General features: G+C 75.8%; 20 protein-coding genes and 1 pseudogene. 11 read left to right on the forward strand and 10 right to left on the reverse strand.

Annotation, left to right across the window (positions count from 1 at the left end):
* Window positions 1-78: 78 nt before the first annotated feature.
* From LN037_RS22905 to LN037_RS22920, 4 genes are read left to right on the forward strand one after another with little or no spacing between them, the layout of a single operon-like run.
* On the forward strand, window positions 79-2,367 hold the full coding sequence (locus LN037_RS22905) for a glycerol-3-phosphate 1-O-acyltransferase (protein WP_230757431.1): 2,289 nt from the start codon (window positions 79-81) through the stop codon (window positions 2,365-2,367).
* Window positions 2,364-3,737, forward strand: coding sequence for a 1-acyl-sn-glycerol-3-phosphate acyltransferase (locus LN037_RS22910; protein ID WP_230757435.1), 1,374 nt, complete (start codon window positions 2,364-2,366; stop codon window positions 3,735-3,737). Before LN037_RS22905 ends, LN037_RS22910 begins: the two co-directional genes overlap by 4 nt.
* Window positions 3,734-5,158 (forward strand): wax ester/triacylglycerol synthase domain-containing protein, encoded by a 1,425-nt coding sequence (locus LN037_RS22915; RefSeq protein WP_230757441.1) that lies wholly within the window; start codon window positions 3,734-3,736, stop codon window positions 5,156-5,158. Before LN037_RS22910 ends, LN037_RS22915 begins: the two co-directional genes overlap by 4 nt.
* A gap of 37 nt (window positions 5,159-5,195) precedes the next feature.
* On the forward strand, window positions 5,196-6,221 hold the full coding sequence (locus tag LN037_RS22920) for an LLM class F420-dependent oxidoreductase (RefSeq protein WP_230757444.1): 1,026 nt from the start codon (window positions 5,196-5,198) through the stop codon (window positions 6,219-6,221).
* On the opposite strand, the gene LN037_RS22925 is transcribed toward LN037_RS22920, so the two are convergent.
* From LN037_RS22925 to LN037_RS22935, 3 genes are all read right to left on the reverse strand, one after another.
* Window positions 6,222-6,488, reverse strand: coding sequence for a hypothetical protein (locus LN037_RS22925; protein ID WP_230757447.1), 267 nt, complete (start codon window positions 6,486-6,488; stop codon window positions 6,222-6,224). It lies immediately after the preceding gene.
* Window positions 6,488-6,718 carry a DUF397 domain-containing protein gene (locus LN037_RS22930; RefSeq protein WP_230757450.1) on the reverse strand — a complete coding sequence of 77 codons (231 nt, stop codon included), beginning with the start codon at window positions 6,716-6,718 and terminating at the stop codon, window positions 6,488-6,490. The genes LN037_RS22925 and LN037_RS22930 overlap by 1 nt, the downstream gene beginning before the upstream one ends.
* A gap of 95 nt (window positions 6,719-6,813) precedes the next feature.
* The gene (locus LN037_RS22935; protein WP_230757453.1) at window positions 6,814-7,719 is read right to left on the reverse strand and encodes a helix-turn-helix domain-containing protein; all 906 of its coding nucleotides are present in this window, start codon (window positions 7,717-7,719) and stop codon (window positions 6,814-6,816) included.
* A 121-nt stretch (window positions 7,720-7,840) separates the two neighbouring features.
* Here LN037_RS22935 and LN037_RS22940 point away from each other — a divergent pair, with 121 nt between their 5' ends.
* Window positions 7,841-9,268 carry an MFS transporter gene (locus tag LN037_RS22940; protein ID WP_230757456.1) on the forward strand — a complete coding sequence of 476 codons (1,428 nt, stop codon included), beginning with the start codon at window positions 7,841-7,843 and terminating at the stop codon, window positions 9,266-9,268.
* Here the strand turns inward: LN037_RS22940 and LN037_RS22945 are convergent.
* From LN037_RS22945 to LN037_RS22960, 4 genes are all read right to left on the reverse strand, one after another.
* Window positions 9,265-9,696 carry a phosphatase domain-containing protein gene (locus tag LN037_RS22945; RefSeq protein WP_230757459.1) on the reverse strand — a complete coding sequence of 144 codons (432 nt, stop codon included), beginning with the start codon at window positions 9,694-9,696 and terminating at the stop codon, window positions 9,265-9,267. The genes LN037_RS22940 and LN037_RS22945 overlap by 4 nt on opposite strands.
* Before the next feature lie 14 nt (window positions 9,697-9,710).
* Complete coding sequence (locus LN037_RS22950; RefSeq protein ID WP_230757462.1) at window positions 9,711-10,427, reverse strand: HAD family hydrolase; 717 nt, start codon at window positions 10,425-10,427, stop codon at window positions 9,711-9,713.
* A gap of 14 nt (window positions 10,428-10,441) precedes the next feature.
* The gene (locus LN037_RS22955) at window positions 10,442-11,182 is read right to left on the reverse strand and encodes a PP2C family protein-serine/threonine phosphatase (protein ID WP_230757463.1); all 741 of its coding nucleotides are present in this window, start codon (window positions 11,180-11,182) and stop codon (window positions 10,442-10,444) included.
* A 75-nt stretch (window positions 11,183-11,257) separates the two neighbouring features.
* Window positions 11,258-11,467, reverse strand: coding sequence for a hypothetical protein (locus LN037_RS22960; protein WP_230757466.1), 210 nt, complete (start codon window positions 11,465-11,467; stop codon window positions 11,258-11,260).
* 114 nt (window positions 11,468-11,581) lie between these two features.
* On the opposite strand from LN037_RS22960, the gene LN037_RS22965 reads away from it, so the two are divergent.
* Window positions 11,582-12,082, forward strand: a complete 501-nt coding sequence (locus LN037_RS22965) for an Hsp20/alpha crystallin family protein (protein ID WP_305059225.1) — start codon at window positions 11,582-11,584, stop codon at window positions 12,080-12,082.
* Between the two features lie 347 nt (window positions 12,083-12,429).
* Window positions 12,430-12,915, forward strand: coding sequence for a DUF4333 domain-containing protein (locus tag LN037_RS22975; RefSeq protein ID WP_230757513.1), 486 nt, complete (start codon window positions 12,430-12,432; stop codon window positions 12,913-12,915).
* An 18-nt stretch (window positions 12,916-12,933) separates the two neighbouring features.
* Here LN037_RS22975 and LN037_RS22980 read toward each other — a convergent pair whose 3' ends face one another.
* Window positions 12,934-13,557 carry an L-threonylcarbamoyladenylate synthase gene (locus LN037_RS22980; protein ID WP_230757473.1) on the reverse strand — a complete coding sequence of 208 codons (624 nt, stop codon included), beginning with the start codon at window positions 13,555-13,557 and terminating at the stop codon, window positions 12,934-12,936.
* A gap of 71 nt (window positions 13,558-13,628) precedes the next feature.
* Between LN037_RS22980 and LN037_RS22985 the strand changes: the two genes are divergently transcribed.
* Together LN037_RS22985 and LN037_RS22990 are read left to right on the forward strand one after the other, a co-directional pair.
* Window positions 13,629-14,237 carry a hypothetical protein gene (locus LN037_RS22985; protein WP_230757477.1) on the forward strand — a complete coding sequence of 203 codons (609 nt, stop codon included), beginning with the start codon at window positions 13,629-13,631 and terminating at the stop codon, window positions 14,235-14,237.
* Window positions 14,238-14,324: 87 nt separating this feature from the next.
* A complete protein-coding gene (locus LN037_RS22990) occupies window positions 14,325-15,365 on the forward strand; it encodes a magnesium and cobalt transport protein CorA (protein ID WP_230757480.1) in 1,041 nt (346 codons plus the stop codon).
* Window positions 15,366-15,369: 4 nt separating this feature from the next.
* On the opposite strand, the gene LN037_RS22995 is transcribed toward LN037_RS22990, so the two are convergent.
* Complete coding sequence (locus tag LN037_RS22995) at window positions 15,370-16,650, reverse strand: aminotransferase family protein (protein ID WP_230757487.1); 1,281 nt, start codon at window positions 16,648-16,650, stop codon at window positions 15,370-15,372.
* Window positions 16,651-16,708: 58 nt separating this feature from the next.
* Here LN037_RS22995 and LN037_RS33185 point away from each other — a divergent pair, with 58 nt between their 5' ends.
* Entirely contained in the window at window positions 16,709-17,176 is a 468-nt protein-coding gene (locus LN037_RS33185; protein ID WP_230757490.1) for a GNAT family N-acetyltransferase, read from the forward strand.
* 123 nt (window positions 17,177-17,299) lie between these two features.
* Window positions 17,300-18,427 (forward strand): lysylphosphatidylglycerol synthase transmembrane domain-containing protein, encoded by a 1,128-nt coding sequence (locus LN037_RS23005; protein ID WP_230757492.1) that lies wholly within the window; start codon window positions 17,300-17,302, stop codon window positions 18,425-18,427.
* Here the strand turns inward: LN037_RS23005 and LN037_RS23010 are convergent.
* Window positions 18,424-19,178 (reverse strand): annotated as a pseudogene (locus tag LN037_RS23010) (hypothetical protein); the annotation flags it as partial. The gene LN037_RS23005 and the pseudogene LN037_RS23010 sit on opposite strands and share 4 nt — an antisense overlap.

Consider the following 19,178-nt stretch of genomic DNA (forward strand, 5'->3'; position numbering starts at 1 on the left):
CGTGATCGGGTGTGGCGTGGGTAACCATGCCAGCGGAGTTCGACCACAGCTCGACCGCGACGACGGGGGTGCAGGGCGATGGCCGTTGGCGTCCGGGAGGAAGCCCCGACGACCGGTGGGACCGGGGCGGTGATCGTGCTCGGGGCGGCGCGCACCGCGCCTGAGCGCGAGCTGATCGCCGACTGGGCCGCGCAGCACCATCCCGGTGCCCCGGTGTGCCTGACCGTCGACGACCTGGAGCGGGCGCTCGCGGGCGCGGACGGCGGGACGACCGTCGTCCCGGTCCGCGTGACCTGGCTGCCCCCGACGCGGGCCGCCGAGTGGGCCGACGGCTCGGGCGCCCCGCACCGCCCGAAGGCGGCCGACCTGCTCGCCCTGCTCGGTCACCGGCGGCCGCCCGCCTTCTGGCAGCGCCGGCTCGCGCGCTCGGTCCCGGACCGGGTGCGGGTGGTCGAGGGCGAGCCGGCCACGCTCGCCGACCTGGACCGCCGGCACGACGAGCAGGCCCGCGAGGAGCCGTTGGCCGCCTACGTGCACCGCGCGGGGGTGCTCGCCTGCGAGCGCGCCGAGCGTGCCGTGATCGGCGACCACTACACCGTGCCGCGGCTGGTCGTCGAGCAGATCGTCGCGTCGACCCGCGTCCGGGAGAAGGTCCGGGAGCTCGCCGAGTCCGAGGGCCGCCCGTTCGACGAGGTGCTCGACGAGATGCGGGACCGGCTCGCCGACCTCGCGGCCGTGCAGAACCCGCTCTCGATCGACGCCTTCCGCGTCGCGCTCTCCCCGCTGCACACCACGGCGTGGGAGGTGGAGGTGGACGCCGAGACCGTCGAGCCGCTGCGCGAGCTCAACCGCGCCGCGCCGCTGGTCTTCCTCCCGACCCACCGCTCCTACGCCGACCCGCTCGTGCTCGGCGAGGTGCTGCGCGACCTCGACCTGCCGCGCAACACCGTGCTCGGCGGCAACAACATGTCGTTCTGGCCGATCGGGCCGCTGGGCAAGCGCGCGGGCGTCGTGTTCATCCGGCGCTCCAGCGGCGACGACCGCGTCTACAAGCTCGCGCTGCGCGAGTACATCGCCCACCTCGTGGCGAAACGGTTCAACCTCGAGTGGTACATCGAGGGCGGTCGCTCGCGCACCGGGAAGCTGCGCCGGCCGAGCATGGGGCTGCTCGCCTACCTCGTCGCGGCCCTCGACGACGGCCGCGCCCCGGACGTCCAGCTGGTCCCGACCTCGATGGTCTACGACCGGCTCTACGAACTCGACGCGATGGCCGCCGAGCAGGGCGGGCAGGGCAAGTCCGCGGAGGGCCTCGGCTGGCTCGCGCGGTACGTGCGCGGGCAGCGGCACAACCACGGCACTGCGCGGGTGCGGTTCGGGGAACCGTTCTCGCTCAGGGCGGCCCTCGACGAGGCCGGCGAGGGCCCGAACCGGCTCGACAAGGTCGCCTTCACGATCTGCGACGGGATCAACCGCGCGACACCGGCCACCCCGACCGCCCTCGTGACCTTCGCGCTGCTCGGCACGGGTGGGCGGGCCCTCACCCACGAGCAGATCCGGGTGTCCACCGAACCCCTGCTCGACCACCTCGACGCCCTCGGCCGCCCCGGACCCCGCGAGGGCCTGCACGACGGCGGGCTCTCCCGCACCCTCGAGCGGCTCGTCACCGGGGAGGTGGTCGAGCGCTACGACGGCGGCGACGAACCGGTCTGGTCGATCCGCGAGGGCCGCCACCGGGTGGCCGCGTTCTACCGCAACGGCGCGATCCACCACTTCGTCGACCGCGCGATCGTCGAACTGGCCCTGCTCGCGGCCTCGCGCGCGCCGGCGGGCACCGACCCGCTCGAGGCGGCGTGGGCGGACGCGCTCGCCCTGCGCGACCTGCTCAAGTTCGAGTTCTTCTTCCCGTCCAAGCGGCGGTTCTCCGACGAGATCACCGCCGAGACCGACCTGCTCGACCCGCGGTGGCGCGAGCGGGTCACCGACGACGACGGCGCCACGACCCTGCTCCACGACGCCCGGTTCCTCGTGGCGCCCCGGACCCTGCGCTCGTTCGTCGACGCCCAGTGGGTGGTGGCGACGAAGCTCGCGGGCACCGACCCGGCCAGGGAGATCGACGCGAAGGCGTTCCCGCGCGAGTGCCTCGGGCTGGGACGCCAGATGCTCCGGCAGGGCCGGGTGGCCCGGCCGGACTCGGTGTCCATCGAGCTGTACACCTCGGCGCTGGACCTCGCGCGCAACCGCGGCCTGCTCGACGGGGCCGGCCGGGAGGGTCGCGCGGCGTTCCTGGCCGAGATCGACGAGGTCCGGGGCCGGCTCGTCGAGCTGGCCCGGCTCGAGGAGCGCCTGACCGAGGAGCTGCTGGCATGAGCACCGTCGCCCGGATCGACGCCGCACCGGCTAACGAGACGGTCACCGCGTTCGTCGTCGTCGACGGCGGCCTCCTCGCGGGCAGCCCGATCGCGCCGTTCGCCGCGCCCGACTCGCTGTGGGGCCGGTTCGTGGCCGACGTCGCGAGCGGGGTCTCCGGACCGGCGGCCGTGACCCCGGCCGACGTCGAGCGGGTGGTGCGGGCGCGACGTGGCCGGTCGGTCGACGAGGTCGCCCAGGAGTGCGCGGCGACGTTCCGGGCCACCACCGCGTCCTGGCTGCACCCCGAGGTGTGGCGGCTCGCCGTCCGGCACGCCGGCCGGGGCCACCGGGTGGTCCTCGTGTCGGCGGCGACCCCGCTCGACGTCGCGCCGCTCGCCGAGGCGCTCGGCGCGGACGACGTGGTCGCGACCCGGCTCTCCTACGACGGCGACGTCGTCGCGGGCCTCGGCTCCCCGGTGTGCAGCGGCCCCGACGCGGCCGCCGCGGTGGTCGGCTGGGCCGACGACCACGACGTCGACCTCGGGCAGGCGTTCGTCTACGCCCCGGCCGAGGACCGCGCCGTGCTCGACCTCGCCGCGCACCCCACCGTGGTCGGGGCGGGCGACGGGATCCACCCGACGTTGCCCGTCGCCCCCCGCGGCGCGGTCCCACCGGTCGGTGCCCTCGGCGGCACCCTCGGCTTCTACACCGGGTTCTTCTCGGGGACCGCGGCCGCGCTCGGATCGGCGCTGCTGCGGCTCTCGCGCCACCACGGGGTCAATCTCGCCGGGTCGCTCGGGTCCGAGCTCGGGCTGGGCCTGGCCGGGATCGACGTCGAGGTCGAGGGCGCCGAGCACCTCTGGTCGCAGCGCCCGGCGGTGTTCGTGTTCAACCACCAGAGCCTGATCGACCCGATCATCGTCATGACCCTGCTGCGCCACGACTTCACCGGCGTGGCCAAGGCCGAGGCGCGGACCATGCCGGTGTTCGGGCAGCTCTTCCAGGTCGCCGACGTCGCCTTCGTCGAACGCGGCAACACCGACCAGGCCAAGCAGGCCCTCGGACCCGCCGTCGAGAAGGTGCGCGGCGGGATGTCGCTGGCGATGGCGCCGGAGGGCACGCGCTCGCCCACGCCGCGGCCCGGGCGGTTCAAGAAGGGCGCCTTCCACATCGCGATGCAGGCCGGGGTGCCGATGGTCCCGATCGTGCTGGAGAACGCCGGCGAGCTGATGTGGCGCCACGACCGCACGATCCGACCGGGCACGGCCCAGGTCACCGTGCACCCTCCGATCGACACCGGCGACTGGACCGTCGAGACTCTCGACGATCACGTCGCGCACGTCCGCGGGCTGTTCCTGGAGACGCTGGGACTGGAGGAGAAGCCGTGAGCGAGACCGGCCTGCGCTGGGCGGACGCCGACGAGATGTCCGCCTTCGAGACCATGATGTGGCGGGCGGAGGCCGACCCGGCGCTGCGCTCGACGATGGTCGCGGTGGCCGACCTCGACGCCGTGCCCGACTGGTCGCGCCTGGTCGACGCCCACGACTGGGCGACCCGCATGGTGCCCCGCTTCCGCAAGCGGGTGGTCGAGCCGCCGCTCGGGCTCGGTGCCCCGGTCTGGTCGCCGGACCCGGACTTCCACCTGGACCGCCACGTGCGGCGCCTGTCCGTGCCGGCGGGGGAGGGTTGGTCGGAGGTCCTCCGGATCGCCGAGCACCTCGCGCTCACCCCCTTCGACCGGGAGCGCCCGCCGTGGGAGGCGGTGCTCGTCGAGGGCCTGCCCGACGGCCGCGCCGCCTACCTGCTCAAGCTCCACCACGCGACCACCGACGGGCTCGGCAGCGTCCAGCTGCTGAACGGGCTGCTGAACCGCTCGCGGGAGACCGACCGCGACAAGCCCCAGCCGCCGCCCCCGGCCGACGCCGGCCCGGGTCCCTGGGCCGCGCTCGGCCGGCAGGTCCGGCACGACGCCGAGGCGCTCGCCGCCGTCCCGGTGCACATGGTGCGGGCCGTCGGCTCCGCGCTGCGCGACCCGATCGCGAAGGCCCGGGAGGCGGTGGCCTTCGGGCTGTCGGCGATCCGGGTCATCGGCGACCCCGGCGCGACCCCCTCCCCGCTGCTCGCGCCGCGCGGGCCCGACTGGCGGTTCGTGTCGATGGAGATGCCGTTCGCGCCGTTCCGCGCGGCCGCGAAGGCGGTGGGCGGCACCGTCAACGACGCCTACCTCGCGGCGCTGCTCGGCGCGTTCCGGCTCTACCACGAGGCGCTGGGCAGCCCCACCGACACGATCCGGATGTCCATCCCGGTGTCGCTGCGCTCCGAGGACGACGCGGCCGGCGGCAACCGGATCGCGTCCCTGCGGCTGACCGGCGACCTCGTCGAGAAAGACCCGGCGGCGCGGATGGCGCGCATCGCCGCCGACGTCGCGCGGGGGCGGGCGGAACCCGCCGCCGACGACGTCGGGCTCGTCTCGCCGCTGCTCGCGCGCCTGCCGGGCAGCGTGATGGCGGCCGTCGCCGGGGGCGTCACCAAGGGCAACGACCTGCAGGCGTCCAACGTGCCGGGCATCCGCGAGGAGGTCTACCTCGCCGGCGCGAAGGTCGACCGGATGTTCCCGTTCGCGCCCCGCCCCGGCTGCGCCGCGATGATCACGATGGTGACCCACGGCGACACGTGCTGCCTCGGCGCGAACATCGACCCCGCCGCGATCACCGACCGGGAGCTGTTCGGCCGCTGCCTGGTCGAGGGCTTCGTCGAGGTCCTCACCCTCGGCCCGGGCGACCCCCCGGCGCCGATGCTGCGGCGCTGACAGCCCGTCCGAGAAGCTCGTCCGAGAAGGAGAACACGTGCAGCTGGGACTGGCGCTGGGGTACTGGGGCGCGGGGCCGCCGCCCGAGATGGCGGACCGGGTCCGGACGGCCGAGGAGCTCGGCTTCGACTCGGTCTGGACCGCCGAGGCCTACGGGTCGGACGCCCTCACCCCGCTCGCGTGGCTCGGGGCGGCGACCACGCGGCTGCGGCTCGGGACGTCGATCGTGCAGATGTCCGCGCGGACCCCCGCCGCGACCGCGATGGCGGCGATGACGCTGGACCACCTCTCCGACGGCCGGATGGCCCTCGGAGTCGGCGCGTCCGGCCCGCAGGTCGTCGAGGGCTGGTACGGCGCGCCCTACCCGAAGCCGCTGGCCCGCACGCGGGAGTACGTGCGGATCCTGCGCGACGCGATCGCGCGGGAGAAGCTCGTCAACGACGGCGAGCACTACCCGCTGCCCTACCCGGGCGGCACGGGGCTCGGGAAGCCGCTGCGCTCGACGCTGCACCCGCGCCGCACCGACCTGCCGATCCTGCTCGCCGCGGAGGGACCGAAGAACGTCGCCCTCGCCGCCGAGATCGCCGACGGCTGGATCCCGCTCTTCTACTCGCCGTACGACGACGGGCACTACCGGGAGTCCCTCGACGAGGGCTTCGCGCGCCGGGAGGGCGGCCGTCCGGAGGGCTACGAGGTCGTCTGCATGGTGCAGGTCGAGATCGACGACGACGTCGAGGCCGCCGCCGACCGGGTGCGCGACCACCTCGCCCTCTACATCGGCGGCATGGGCGCCAAGGACGTCAACTTCCACTACCGCGTGTTCGCGCGGATGGGCTTCGAGGACGAGTGCGCGGCCATCCAGGAGCACTACCTCGGCGGGCGGAAGGCCGAGGCCGCGCAGGCGGTGCCGACGGCCCTCGTCGAGAAGGTGGCCCTGGTCGGTCCGCGGGCGAAGATCGCCGAGGAGCTCGGGGCGTGGCGGGACTCCCTGGTCACCACCATGGTGGTCGGCGGCGACCGGACCACGCTGGAGACGATGGCCGATCTCGTCGGGACGCGGTAGTCAGGCGGCGCGCAGGCCCAGCAGGCGGTCCAGCAGGGACGGGCGGCGGTCGGTGCCGTCGCCCTCCCCGGTGGCCACCGCGCACTCCGGGCAGCGCGCGGCGGGCGGGCTCGCGAGGGAGGAGGCCCAGACCGTCCGGCCGCAGGCGGCGCGGTGCGCGCCCGACTCCGGGTCGTGCGCGAGCACCGCGTGGTCGCGGCCGTCGAGGGCGCAGGTGAGCCAGTGCGCGCGACCGCGCAGCGCGTCGTGGTGGACCGGGGCGGCCATCAGGCGCTCCCGAGGAGGTCGTCGAACCGGCCGGCGCGGACGTCGGAGAGGAAGGCGCCGAGCTCGGCCCGGGTCAGCAGCAGCGCGGCGTCGTCGGGGAAGCGGGAGTTGCGGACGGCGACGTACCCGTCCGACCCGACGGCGGCCAGCTCCACGCAGTTGCCCTGCTTGCCGCTGCGCCGGCTGCGGCGCCACGCCGCACCCGTGAGGTGCGAGGCCGTGGTGTGCATCGGTCGTCCCGTCCGCCGTCGGTGCTTGAAACCGGTACGACGGTAGCACCCGCGAGCGCCGTCTGCATGTGCAGAAGCTCCGGTCGCGGGTGGCGTCAGGGAGTGCCGGCGCGCAGCTTGGCGAGCAGACCCCGGCTCTCGTCGGGGCTCAGCGCGTCGATCGTCAGCTCGTCCATCTGCCGCGAGTACTCCTCCACCTCGGCGCGACGGTCGAGGTACAGGGCGCCGGTGAGGCCCTCGATGTAGGTGATGTCGGGGACGTCGGGCTCGGCGAAGCGGAGCATGGTGAACGCCGTCTCGCTGCCGTAGCCGGAGAGCTCCGAGGGCAGGACCTGGAGGGTGACGTTCGGGCGGCGCGCCATCTCGGCGAGGTGGTCGAGCTGGGCGCCGAGGACCGCGGGGCCGCCGATCGGGCGGTGCAGCACGCCCTCCTCGACGACCGCCCAGAGCCGCGGCGCCCCCGGCCGGTCGAGGACGCGCTGGCGCTTCATGCGGACCTCGAGGCGCTCGCGCTCGGTCGCGCCGGCGCGCTCCGGGTGGCCCCGGGTCATGATCGCGAGCGCGTAGTCCGGCGTCTGGAGCAGGCCGGGCACGAACAGCAGCTCGTAGGTCTGGATGCGCACCGCCGCCGACTCGAGGCCCACGTACTCGGAGAACCAGTCCGGCACGGCCTCCCCGGGGCGCTGCCACCAGCCGGGCTCGTTGGCCTGCTGCGCGAGCTCGAGGAGCCGGGCGCGGCGCTCGGTGGCGCCCTCGCCGTAGAGGGTGAGCAGGTCGTCGACGTCGCGGTGCTTGAAGCCGACCTTGCCCGACTCCATGCGGCTGATCTTCGACTCGCTGCCGCGGATGTGGTAGCCGGCGGCCGAGCGGGTGACCCCGGCCTCCTCGCGCAGCCGCTTGAGCTGGGCGCCGACGATGATCCGGCGGGCGGTGGGCCCCGGGTCGTCCGGTCCGCCGGGGACGTCCGAGCGCTCGGGTCCCTCGGGGGCGTTCTCGGCCACGCCGGTCCTCCGGTGTCGGTGACTCCTCCGGACGCAGGAGACTACAGGCCGCGGGGCGATTTCCGTACGTGTCGCGGCCGCCGCGGTGGAGCATCCTGGGGTCCGTGCGACGGTCGGGATCATGACGGCGGGGTGGGCCGGCCTGCTCGCCCCCGGGCGCCGGGGCGCGGTCGGGGTGCTCTGCGGCGGGGTGCTGCTGTTCGCGATCGACACCTACGTGACGGCGAGCCTGATGCCGTCCGCGATCGCCGAGATCGGCGGCGAGCGGTTCTACTCCTGGGTGGTCACGGTCTACCTGCTCCCGGCCACGGTTGCCTCGGCGCTGACCGGCCGGGCGCTCGCCGTGTGGTCGGCCCGCCGCGCCTACGTGCTCGCCGCCGCGACGTTCGCGGTGGGCACCGCGATCGACGCGGTCGCCCCGTCGATGGCGGTGCTGCTCGTCGGGCGGGCGGTCCAGGGCGCGGGCGGTGGTCTGCTCGCGGGGCTGGCGTACGCGCTGCTGCGCACCGCGCTGCCACGCGAGCTGTGGACCCGCGGCAGCGCCGCGATCTCCGCGATGTGGGGCGTGGGGCTCCTCGTCGGCCCGCTGCTCGGTGGCGTGTTCGCCGAGGCCGGGCTCTGGCGGGGCGCCTTCGTGACGATGGTCGGGGTCAGCCTGCTCGTCGTCCTCGCGGTGCCCGCGGGGCTGCGGCGCGTCGCGCCCCGGCCGCCCTCCGCGCGGACCCCCTTCCCGCTCGGGTCGGTCCTGCTGGTGGGCGGCGCCGCGGCCGTGCTGTCGGTGTCCGGGCTCGCGGTGTCCGGGTCGGGGGTCGGCGCCCGCGGCATCCTGGTGGCCGCGGGCGGCCTCGTGGTCGCACTCGCGCTGCTGGTGGCGCTGGTCGTCCACGAACGGCGACCGGGGGCGGCGCGGGTGCTGCCGCTCGCCACCTTCACCCGCGGTGGGCCGCTCGCGGCGGTCTACCTGACCGCGGCGGTGCTGATCGGGATCTCCGCGGTCGAGGCCTTCGTGCCCCTGTTCGGGCAGCGGCTGGGCGGGCTCGCGCCGGTCTGGGCCGGCTTCCTCGGTGTCGCGCTCGCGTGTGGCTGGGTGGTCGGGGAGATGGGAAGCGCGTCGGTGGGCCGGGGACGGCTCGCCGTCGGGATCGGCCCCCTGCTCGGTGTGGCCGGGTTCGGGCTCCTCACCGTCACCCAGACCCCCGGCGCGGTCGTCTGGTGGGCCGTCGGGCTCCTCCTGGCCGGGCTCGGCGTCGGCGTCGCCTGGCCGCACCTGGCGGCGGGGGCGATGGCGGGCGGCGGCTCCCACGGTCCGGACGACGACCCGGACGACGACCCGGACGACGACCCGGACGACGCCGAGGGCGACCGGGCGTCCGCGGCCATCACGATGATCCAGATGCTGGCGGTCGCGCTCGGGGCCGCCTTCGCCGGGGTCGCGGTGGCGCTGGGCGGCGACGACACCGCCGCGTCCGCGGTGTACCTCTACGGCGGGATGGGGGTCGTGGCCGTGCTCGGGGCGGTCACGGCGCTGCGGGCCCGCCAGGCGGCCTAGAAGTCGCCGTCGGCGACCTGCAGCACGGTCAGGCCCAGGGCGCGCCACATCGCGACCACGCGCGACCGGTCGTCGAGCACCAGCCGCACGGTGTGGCGCCCCGCCACGTGCCGGTCGTGCAGCTCCCGTTTCACGACGTCGTCCGGACGGGTGTCGCCGACCGCACGCAGGTACAGCTCCGGCCACTCCCGCCCGCCGAGGACGTGCGCGTGCAGCCACCACTCGGTCGGCACCCGCGCCGCCTCCGTCCGACCCGAGAGGAACACGACCCGCGGCGTGGACCGGCGCAGGTCGTCGAGCACCCGGATGACGGGGAGGTTGGGGAGGTCCTCGCCCGCCCGCAGCTCACCGTGCGGGCCGGGGAAGGGCGAGCGGTCCGCGCGCAGGGCGAGCGTGCCGTCGACGTCGCAGAGCAGCACCTCCTCCACGGCCGGCCTCCCGGTCAGCCGAGCAGGGACAGCACGGCGCCGAGCCCGCGCTCCCCGAGCCGGAACTCGCTCGGCAGCAGGAACACCCGGCAGCCCACCGCCACCGCCCCGCCGTCGCGGGCCGGGTTGTCGCCGACCATCAGCGTGGCCCGCGGGTCGGCGCCGAGCGCGGTGCAGGCGGTGGTGAACATGGCGGGGTCGGGCTTCTCGACGCCGAGCTCGCAGGAGAGCACCCAGGTGCCGACGAGGTGCTCGACGCCCGCCGCGCGGGCATGGACCCGGATGTCCCACCCGATGTCGGACACCACGCCGACCCGCACGCCGCGCCCGGCCAGTGCCGTCAGCACGGTGCCGGTGTCGGGGTAGGGCACCCACGCGTCCGCGCCGCGCAGCAGGTCGACGGCGGTGTCCTCGACGCCGCGGAGCACCCGCACCCGGGAGAACCAGGCGCGCATGGCCTCGCGGTGGGCGTCGTCGGAGAGGTCGCGGCCCTGCTGCGCGGCGGCGACCTCCGGGAGCGCGGCCGCGGCGGCGAGCTCGTCGAGCGTGCCGTCGACCGGGATCTCCCGGTCGGTCGCCCCGCCGACCGCGTGCAGCCAGTCGGCCGTGTCGACCATGTGGAAGAGCGTGTTGGAGAAGTCGAACAGCACGGCCTCGACCGGCGGGACCGGATCGCGGCGCTGGGCCGTGGTGGGTTCGTAGGCGGCGGTCAGGTCGAACAGGGCACGCACCCGGTCAGTCTGGGTCAGGCGCCGGTGGACACCACGAGCGCGGTCGCGTTGTCGCGGGTCCCCGCCCGGCCGGCGGCGTCGACGAGGGCCTGCGCCAGGTCGGGGACCGACGTCCGGGCACACGCCGCGGCGAGCGTGTCGGGGTCGAGGACGCGGTGGACGCCGTCGGTGGCGAGCACGAGCGCGTCGGGCGCCGCGATCGCGGTGACCCCGATCCCGACCGCGCCGCGGAGCGTGCGCACGCTCGTCGTCAGGACGTGGTCGAGGTGGTCGGCGACGGCGATCCCCGCCGCGCGCATGTCCGCCCCGACGGTGTGCTCGCGGGTGAGGGGCCACGGTCGGCCGTCGACCAGCGCGAACGCGCGGACGTCGCCGACCCACGCCACCGTCCACGTCGCCTCGGCCAGCCGCGTGTCCGGTCCGAGGGCGACGGTGAGGGCGGCGTCGCCCGGCAGGCCGGCACCGAGGAGGACGTCGTGGGCGGCGAGCACCGCGAGGTCGGCCCGCCCGTCGAGGACCGCGGTGCGCACGGCGTGGTCGACCGCGATCCGGGCGGCCCGGGCCGCGGCGGGGGAGTCGCCCACCCCGTCGGCCACCGCGAGGGCGTGCCGGGCGTACCGGGGCCCGCGGCCGGTGAAGCCGGCGGCCGCGTCGGCCTGGTGCCGCCGGGGCCCCCGGGCGTCGGCCGCCCACCAGCGCAGCGGCGCCGCCGCGATCGTGCGGTCCCGTCCGACCCTCGGCGTCGTCACCGTCATCGCCGGCCTCCTCGCTGCGTCCGTGCTCCCCACCGTGCGCGCGGGAGCTGTGCGTCGGCTGAGGGGCCGGTGAGATCAGCCGAGGCTGCGGCGGATCTCCTCGAGCTTCGCCCGGGCCGCCTCGGCGCGGAGGGCCTCCTGCTGGGCGAGGTCGTGCGCCTCCGGGGTCGCGGCGTCGAGCTCGTCGGCGCCGTTCGCGGTGGCCGCGCGCTGCTCGATCCGGTCGCGCACGTGGTCGAAGGTCGGTACGCCGTCGGCGGTGTAGTCGGGCCCGGGCTCAGTCATGGGGCCAGGCTCCCAGAATCCGCGGGACGGCGGGAATTGAGCGGGGTCGACTCAGGTTGCAGGAGTCAGCGGCCCGCAAGGTCGGGCCCCCTTCCGAGTCCGAGGAGGACCACCATGACCGCACTGACCTTCCGTCACCCCCGCTTCGTCGGGCCGTTCGGCGCCTTCCGTCTGGCCGACGCCCTCGTGCGCGGCTCCGTCGTGCCGCGGCAGTCCGAGTCCGCCTGGTTCGTCCCGGCGGCCGACGTGGTGCGCGACGGGGACGACGCCGTGGTCCGCGTGGAGCTGCCCGGGGTCGACGTCGCGTCGGACGTCACCGTCGAGGTCGTCGAGCATCGGCTCTCGATCGCGGGCGAGCGCCGCGAGGAGCACGACGGCGAGGGCTTCCGCGAGTCGCGGCGCGGCTCGTTCCGCCGCAGCTTCGCCCTCCCGCGGCACGTCTCGGCCGACGCCGTGAGCGCGTCGTACGACGCCGGGGTGCTCACCGTCCGGGTCGCGGGCGCGCACGTCGCCCCGCAGCCGGTGACCCCGGAGCCCCGCCGCATCGAGATCGCGGGCGTGGCCCCGGTCGACCCCTCCCCCGAGGGCTCGACCGACAGCACGACCGAGGCCTGATCCGTCTCCCCCGATGCCCCCGTCGGACACCGTCCGGCGGGGGCATCGTGGTGTCCCGACCCGGCCGCGGTCGGTGCCCGTCGTCGGGCGGGGTCGCTACCATCCGGCGCGAGCCCCCGACCCTCGTGCACCGCCCGGAGACGCCGATGCCCCCGCAGGCCCCGCCGCCCGGTCCGCCCGGTCCGGGCCGCCCGCCGGGGCCGTACCCGGGAGCCGGCCCGTCCGGGCCCCCGGGCCCGCCGCGACCACCGACGGGCCCCTTCCCCCACGCGCCGTCCGGCGGGCCGGGCGGACCGCCGCCCCGGCCGCCCGTCCAGTCGATCTACGGCCCGGGCGGGCCGAACCGGATGCCCGCTCCCGCCCCCACCCGGGCCTCGCGGATGGCCGTGGTGGCACTGGTGCTCGCGGTGCTCGTCGCGCCGGTCGGGTTCGTCCTCGGCATCGTGGCGCGGCGCCGGATCGCCGCGTCCGGGCGGGCGGTCTTCGAGCAGCAGCCCACCGAGCGGCTCACCGGGCGCGGCACGGCCACCGCCGCGATCGTCGTCGGCGCGCTGCTCACCCTGCTCGAGATCGCGCTGGTCGTGGCCCTCACCGTCGGCATCCCCACGAGCTGGCTCCCGTCCTCCGACGTCGCCGCGCCCGACGTCGCGGCGCAGATCGAGCAGGCGGCCCGCCTGCCCGCGGGCAGCGTCCGGTGCCCGGGTCCGCTGCCGGCCACCGTCGGGGCGACCATCACCTGCACCGGCACGCAGAACGGTCAGCCGGTGAACCTGAAGGCCACGGTCAGCACGGTGCAGGGGCGCGACGTGCGGTTCGACGTCACCCGCGGCTGACCCGCGGCGGCGGCGGGCTCACCACCGCCAGACGCGTTCCTCGCCCGCGCCCTGGCGCACGATCTCCGGCTCGGGCCCGGACAGGTCGACCACGGTGGTGGGCTCCTTGCCCTGGTCGCCCGAGTCGAGCACCGCGTCGACCTGGTGCTCGAGACGCTCGGCGATCTCCCAGCCCTCCGTGGGCGGCTCGGTCTCCCCGGGCAGCAGCAGGGTGCTGGAGAGCAGCGGCTCGCCGAGCTCGTCGAGCAGGTCCCGGGTCACGGCGTTGTCCGGGATCCGCACGCCGACCGTGCGCTTCTTGGGGTGCGCCAGCCGGCGCGGCACCTCGCGGGAGGCGGGCAGGATGAACGTGAACGGTCCGGGGGTCGCGGCCTTGACGGCCCGGAACACCGGGTTCGAGACCTCGACGAAGTGCCCGAGCTGGGCGAAGTCCCGGCAGACCAGCGTGAAGTGGTGCCGGTCGTCGAGGTGGCGGATCGTGCGGATCCGCTCCACCGCCTCCCGGGCGTCGATGCGACAGCCCAGGGCGAACCCGGAGTCGGTCGGGTAGACGATCAACCCGCCGTCGCGGAGCAGCGCCACGACCTGGGCGATCGTCCGCCGCTGCGGGTTCTGCGGGTGCACGTCGTAGAACCTGGCCACCTCACGCAGCGTAGGCCCCGACGGAAGGACGTGTATCCGTGGCCGCACCGGGATATGTTCGAGATGCCACCGTGACCCGGGAGCAGGAGATCACCACCATGGGAGCCCACGCGGCCCGCCCGTCCGAGCACGACCAGCACCGTCCGTCGACCGTCGCCCGTCTCGCGGCCACCACGCTGACGGTCGCCGTCACCGGTGCGCTGGGCGCCGGCACCGCCCTGGCGCACGACGGGGCGGGCCACGACGGCGGCCACGGGGGGCACGGCGACCACGGGGGGCACACCGAGCGCACGGTGGACGGCTGGAGCGGCGACGAGGACGACGCCCGCGCCGAGGCCGAGCGGGCGGGCGACCGGGCCCGGGAGACGGTCCGCGACGTCCTCGCGGACCTCGGGCTGCCGGGTGACTCCGGTGACTTCGCTGACTCCGGTGACCATGCCGCCTCCGGCGACGCGGACGGGGGCGACGAGTCCGACGCCGCCGCCACGGCGGACGAGTCGCACGACTCGCACGACTCGCACGACACCGAAGGGCACCCGGCACCGGCGGCCGGGTCGCCGCAGCCGAACCGCCCGTCGTCGGGCGGGACGACGACGCAGCCGATCGCGACGAACACCGCCGACCGGCCGACGTCGGACGTGCCCCCGGCCGGCCAGACCCAGACCTTCCCCATCCGCTGACCTCGCTCGTGCGCAGGTCGTGAGCCGGGCGAAGGATTTCCCGACGGCGGGTCGTAGCGTGACCCGCCGTGGGGTACCTGCCCCGGCATGAGCGTCGTCGACAACGCGGTCTACCGGGCCGGGCGCCGGGAGGCGGAGCCCGAGTCCCTCGACGGCACGCTGGCGGTGCTGCGCGACGAGGAGTCCGCCGACGGGCGCGGCGCCGCGGACTTCGCGTGGATCGGCCTCCTGCGTCCCGACGACGACGAGATCGAGCGGGTGTCGCGGGACTTCTCGCTGCCCGAGCTCGCCGTCGAGGACGCGGTGCACGCCCACCAGCGGCCCAAGCTCGAGCGCTACGACGACGTCGAGTTCGTCGTCCTGCGCCCCGCCTGGTACGTCGATGCCGCGGAGGACGTGCAGGTCGGCGAGATCCACCTGTTCCTGGGCGTGGACTTCGTGGTCGCGGTGCGGCACGCGGAGACCCCCGACCTCGCCGACGTCCGCCGGCGCCTCGAGGACGACCCCGACCTGCTCCGGCTCGGGCCCCGCGCCGTGCTCTACGGGATCCTCGACCGGGTCGTCGACGACTACCGCCCCGTGGTGCACGAGCTGCGCCGCGACATCGACCAGATCGAGACCGAGGTGTTCGGGGGCGACCCGGACGTCTCGCGACGCATCTACCACCTGTCGCGCGAGGTGATCGAGTTCCAGCGGGCCACCGACCCGCTGCGCGGCATGCTGCGCACGCTCCTGGCGGAGACCGAGGACGACCCCGACGCGGTCGACCTGCACCGGGGCCTGCGCGACGTCGCCGACCACGTCGAGTCCTGCGTCGAGGCCGCCGACGGTTTCCGCCAGCTGCTCGAACGGCTCCTGACCGTCAACGCCTCGCTCGTCGGTCAGCGTCAGAACGAGGAGATGCGACGGCTCTCCGAGACCAGCCTCGCGCAGGGCGACGAGGTCAAGAAGATCTCCAGCTGGGCGGCGATCATCTTCACCCCGTCGGTGATCGCGGGCGTCTACGGCATGAACTTCGACGACATGCCCGAGCTGCACTGGACCTTCGGCTACCCCTTCGCCATCGGCCTGATGGTCGCCGCGGCCCTCACCCTCTTCCTGGTCTTCAAGAACCGCGGCTGGCTGTAGGCCCTCAGGCGCCCGGCGCGCTCGGCACCGGCGACTCGACCGGCAGCGCGTCCAGCCCGGCGCGGATGCCCTCGCCGAGCAGGCGGATCTCCTCGTCGGTGACGATCAGCGGCGGCGAGACGGCCACGCCCTTGCCCAGGCCGCGCACCAGCAGCCCGGCGGCCCGGGCCCCCGCGAGCACCTTGTTGGGAGCGTCGGGCACCGCGGACAGCACCTCCGGCGTCAGCTCCACCGCGGCGAGCAGGCCGAGGCCCGCCCGGACCTCGGCGACGTACGGGTGGTCGCGCAGCGGGGCGAGGGACGCCTCGAGGGCCGTCTCGAGCTCCTGGCCCTTCGGGATGAGGCCCTCCCGCTCGTAGACGTCGAGCGTGGCGAGGCCCGCGGCGCAGCAGGTGGGGTGGCCGGAGTAGGTCGGGCCGTGGCGCAGCGTGCGCTCACCCGGGGTCGTCCACCACGGCGCGGCGACGTCCGCGGACACGAGCACCCCACCGAGCGGCAGGTAGCCCGCCGTCACGCCCTTGGCGAAGGTGACCAGGTCCGGCGTCACGCCGAAGCGCTCGATGCCGAACCACGTGCCCAGCCGGCCGAACCCGCAGATCACGCTGTCGATCACCAGAAGCACGCCGTGGCGGCGGCACAGCTCGGCGACACCCTCGACGTAGCCCGGCGGCGGGATGTGGACGCCGCCCGCCCCGGTCACCGGCTCCATCACGAACGCAGCGATGCGCTCCGGGCCGACGTCGGCGAACACCTTCTCCACGCCGTCCAGGTCCTGCGGCGCGACCGTGTTCTCGCCCGCGAGCACGCCCCAGCCCTCCCGGTTCGCCGGGATGCCGACGATCGAGGTCCCGTAGCCGTGGGTGCCGTGGTACCCGGTCTCGCGCGAGACGACGTGCACCCGCTGGTGCTCGCCGCGGGCCTGCCAGTAGGAGCGGGCGATCTTCACGGCGGTGTCGATGGCGTCCGCGCCGCCGGAGCCGAGGAACACCTTGCTGTCCGGACCGGTCGGCGCGAGGGCGGCGAGCCGGTCGGCGAGCTCGAGCGCGGGCCGGTTCGCGATGTCCGCGAAGCAGGAGTACGCCTCCAGCCGGCTCATCTGGCGCATCGCCGCGTCGACGATCTCCTGCCGGCCGTGGCCGACGTTGGCGTACCAGAGGCTCGCGCACCCGTCGAGGTAGGCGCGGCCGGCCTCGTCGTAGACCCAGGCGCCCTCGGCGCGGTCGATGACGAACTCGTGCTCGCGCACGGCGGCCATGTCGGAGAAGGGGTGCCACAGGGATCCCATGCCCCCGATTCTCGTGACGCGCGCAACCCCCGCCCGGCGTCGTCCTACGGTGACGCCCGTGGACGTCCGCCCCGTCACCGTCGAGGAGGCGGTGACCCTCGCCTTCGAGCCGGAGGCGTTCGCGGACCGGTTCGGGCTCGGCCTCGTCGAGGGGTGGGACGAGCCGGGCACGCTCGAGCCCACCGTCGAGGCCCTCGAGGGCGGGGTCGACCCCCGCTGGCTGACGCACCTGCTCGTCGAGGGCGACGAGGTCGTCGGCATGGGCGGCTTCACCGGGCCGCCGTGCGACGGCGAGGTGGAGGTCGGCTACCACGTCGCCCCCGCCCGGCGGGGTCGCGGATTCGCGACGGCGGCTGTGCGGGTCTGGGTCGGGACCGCCCGCGCCGCGGGACTCGAGCGGGTCCTCGCCCGGACCGCGCCCGGGCCGAACGGCTCCACCACCGTGCTCGCGCGGTGCGGGTTCGTCCGGGACGTCGACCGGGAGGACGAGGCCGCGACGTGGTGGTGGGTGCGGGCGTTGCGCTGAGACGCACGTCCCCTCCGACACCCCGGACCGTGGGTGTGGCGGTGCGGCCGAACGGCTAATCCGGTCGGCGATGCTGGACACCCCGCGTGTACGGAACGCGGTCGATGGAGGACAGTGGAGGACGTGACGGTGACGACGGGCGAGGTGATCGGCCGGGTCCGACGGGTCGCGTCCGCCCGCACCACGCGCGTCCTCGTCGGGGTCGCCGTGGTCGCCGGACTCGTCGTCGGCGCCGTCCTCATCTGGCCCACCATCGAGGCCGCAGGCGCGGCCCTCGCGGACGCGGACGCCGTGTGGGTGACGATCGCCGTCGCCTGCGAGGCAGGCTCCATCCTCGCCTTCTCCCTGCTCCACCACCGTCTGCTGCGGGCCGCCGCGGTCCGGGTCCGGTTCCGCGCGGTCGCCATGGTGACGCTGGCGGCGAACGCCCTGCACCTCACCGTGCCGGGCGGGGCCGCCCTCTCGACCGCCTACACGTTCCGCAAGCGGCGCGCCTGGGGCGCGTCCGGGCCGATCACCACCTGGACGATGGTCGCCGGCGGCGTCGCCGCCAGCCTCGCCCTGGCGGGGATCGCGGTCGGCTCCGCGCTGGTGGTCAACGGCCGGGCGACCACGCTCGGGCCCCAGCTGCTCCAGCTCGCCGGGGTGGTCGCGCTCGGCGCGGTCATCGTCGTCGTCAGCCGCCGTCCCGGCCTCATCACCGCCGCGGCCTCGGGCGGCCTGCGGCTGGTCAACCGGCTCCGGCGGCGCCCGCGCGAGACCGGCGTGCCGGAGCTCGTCGCGCAGATCGAGGGCCTCGCCCTGATCGAGCTCGACGGCCGCGGCCGCGTCGTCGTCGGGCTCTCCGCGCTGACCAACTGGTTGCTCGACATCGCGTGCCTCGCCGCCTGCTGCGTCGCGGTCGGCGCCAACGGCATGACCCTCTCGCTGGTCCTCGTCGCCTACGCCGCGGCCACCGCCGCGTCGAGCCTCGCGTTCCTGCCGGGCGGCCTCGGACTGGTCGACGGCGCGCTGCTCGCCGCCCTCGTCGCGGGCGGGGTGCCCTCGCACCCCGCGCTCGCCGCCGTCCTGCTCTACCGCCTGGTCAGCTTCGTCGGCGTCGCGGCCGCCGGGTGGGGCGCGTGGCTGTGGGTGCAGACCCGCGGCAGCGTCGACGAGCGCCCCCTGGACGACCGCGTCGACGACGGCGAGATCCACACCCTGCCGTTCCCCTCGGCGCGCACCCGCGACGACGCGGTGGGCCCCCGCTAGTTCGCGGGCGCCGCGGGCGGCTCCTCCGTCGGCGCGGGCGTGCCCTTCGGCGGCTTCGTCGTGGTGGTCGTCGTCGTGGTGGACCCGGAGCCGTGGTGCCCGCCGCCGGACGAGCCGCCCGACGACCCGCCCGAGCCTCCCGACGACCCGCCGGACGAACCACCCCGCGACCCGCTGCCGACCGAGCCCCCCGGGTTCGCCGGGGCCGCGTCGTCCACGGCCACGTCCGACGGGGTGGGCAGGGGCGGGGGCGGGACCGCCTCGCTGGTCGGGGGCGTCACGGTGGCCGACACCGACGCGCTGCGGGCGTAGACCACCCCGCCGGTCGTCAGCGCCGCGACCAGCGCGACGGCGGCGCCGAGGGTCAGGAGCAGCCGGGTCCGGGAACGCGGGGCGTCCGCGGGCGGCTGCTCGAGCGGCTCCCGCAGCGCGGCGGGCGCCGCGACCGGGGGCCGGGGCGGGGTGCGGCCGCCCGGGGTCAGGGTGGTGCGGTCGTCGGCGGTCGGCGCCCGGAACGGGCCCGACGAGGGCCCGAGCCCGCGGGTGGGCGACGGGAAGTAGCCCGAGCCCGGCCCGGTGCGCAGGGCGTCCGGTGCCGGGAAGCGGCTCGACGGCGGGCCGGTGCGGGTGCCGCCGGTGACGGCCGGGAAGCGCGACGAGCCCGGACCCGTCGTCGGGCCGGGGCCGGACGGCGGTGCGGAGCGGGTGGGTCGGGCCGGCGCGGGCGGGGCGGCCGCCGCGGCCCGCAGGT

This window comes from Actinomycetospora soli (genome assembly GCF_021026295.1).
Taxonomy (GTDB): Bacteria; Actinomycetota; Actinomycetes; order Mycobacteriales; family Pseudonocardiaceae; genus Actinomycetospora; species Actinomycetospora soli.

Bases quoted from the DNA above. Each gene is read 5' to 3' on its own strand.
- LN037_RS22905 (WP_230757431.1), top strand. From the start codon at position 79: ATGGCCGTTGGCGTCCGGGAGGAAGCCCCGACGACCGGTGGGACCGGG.
- LN037_RS22910 (WP_230757435.1), top strand. From the start codon at position 2,364: ATGAGCACCGTCGCCCGGATCGACGCCGCACCGGCTAACGAGACGGTC.
- LN037_RS22925 (WP_230757447.1), bottom strand. From the start codon at position 6,488: ATGGCCGCCCCGGTCCACCACGACGCGCTGCGCGGTCGCGCGCACTGG.
- LN037_RS22930 (WP_230757450.1), bottom strand. From the start codon at position 6,718: ATGCACACCACGGCCTCGCACCTCACGGGTGCGGCGTGGCGCCGCAGC.
- LN037_RS22940 (WP_230757456.1), top strand. From the start codon at position 7,841: ATGACGGCGGGGTGGGCCGGCCTGCTCGCCCCCGGGCGCCGGGGCGCG.
- LN037_RS22955 (WP_230757463.1), bottom strand. From the start codon at position 11,182: ATGACGGTGACGACGCCGAGGGTCGGACGGGACCGCACGATCGCGGCG.
- LN037_RS22960 (WP_230757466.1), bottom strand. From the start codon at position 11,467: ATGACTGAGCCCGGGCCCGACTACACCGCCGACGGCGTACCGACCTTC.
- LN037_RS22965 (WP_305059225.1), top strand. From the start codon at position 11,582: ATGACCGCACTGACCTTCCGTCACCCCCGCTTCGTCGGGCCGTTCGGC.
- LN037_RS22975 (WP_230757513.1), top strand. From the start codon at position 12,430: ATGCCCGCTCCCGCCCCCACCCGGGCCTCGCGGATGGCCGTGGTGGCA.
- LN037_RS22990 (WP_230757480.1), top strand. From the start codon at position 14,325: ATGAGCGTCGTCGACAACGCGGTCTACCGGGCCGGGCGCCGGGAGGCG.
- LN037_RS22995 (WP_230757487.1), bottom strand. From the start codon at position 16,650: ATGGGATCCCTGTGGCACCCCTTCTCCGACATGGCCGCCGTGCGCGAG.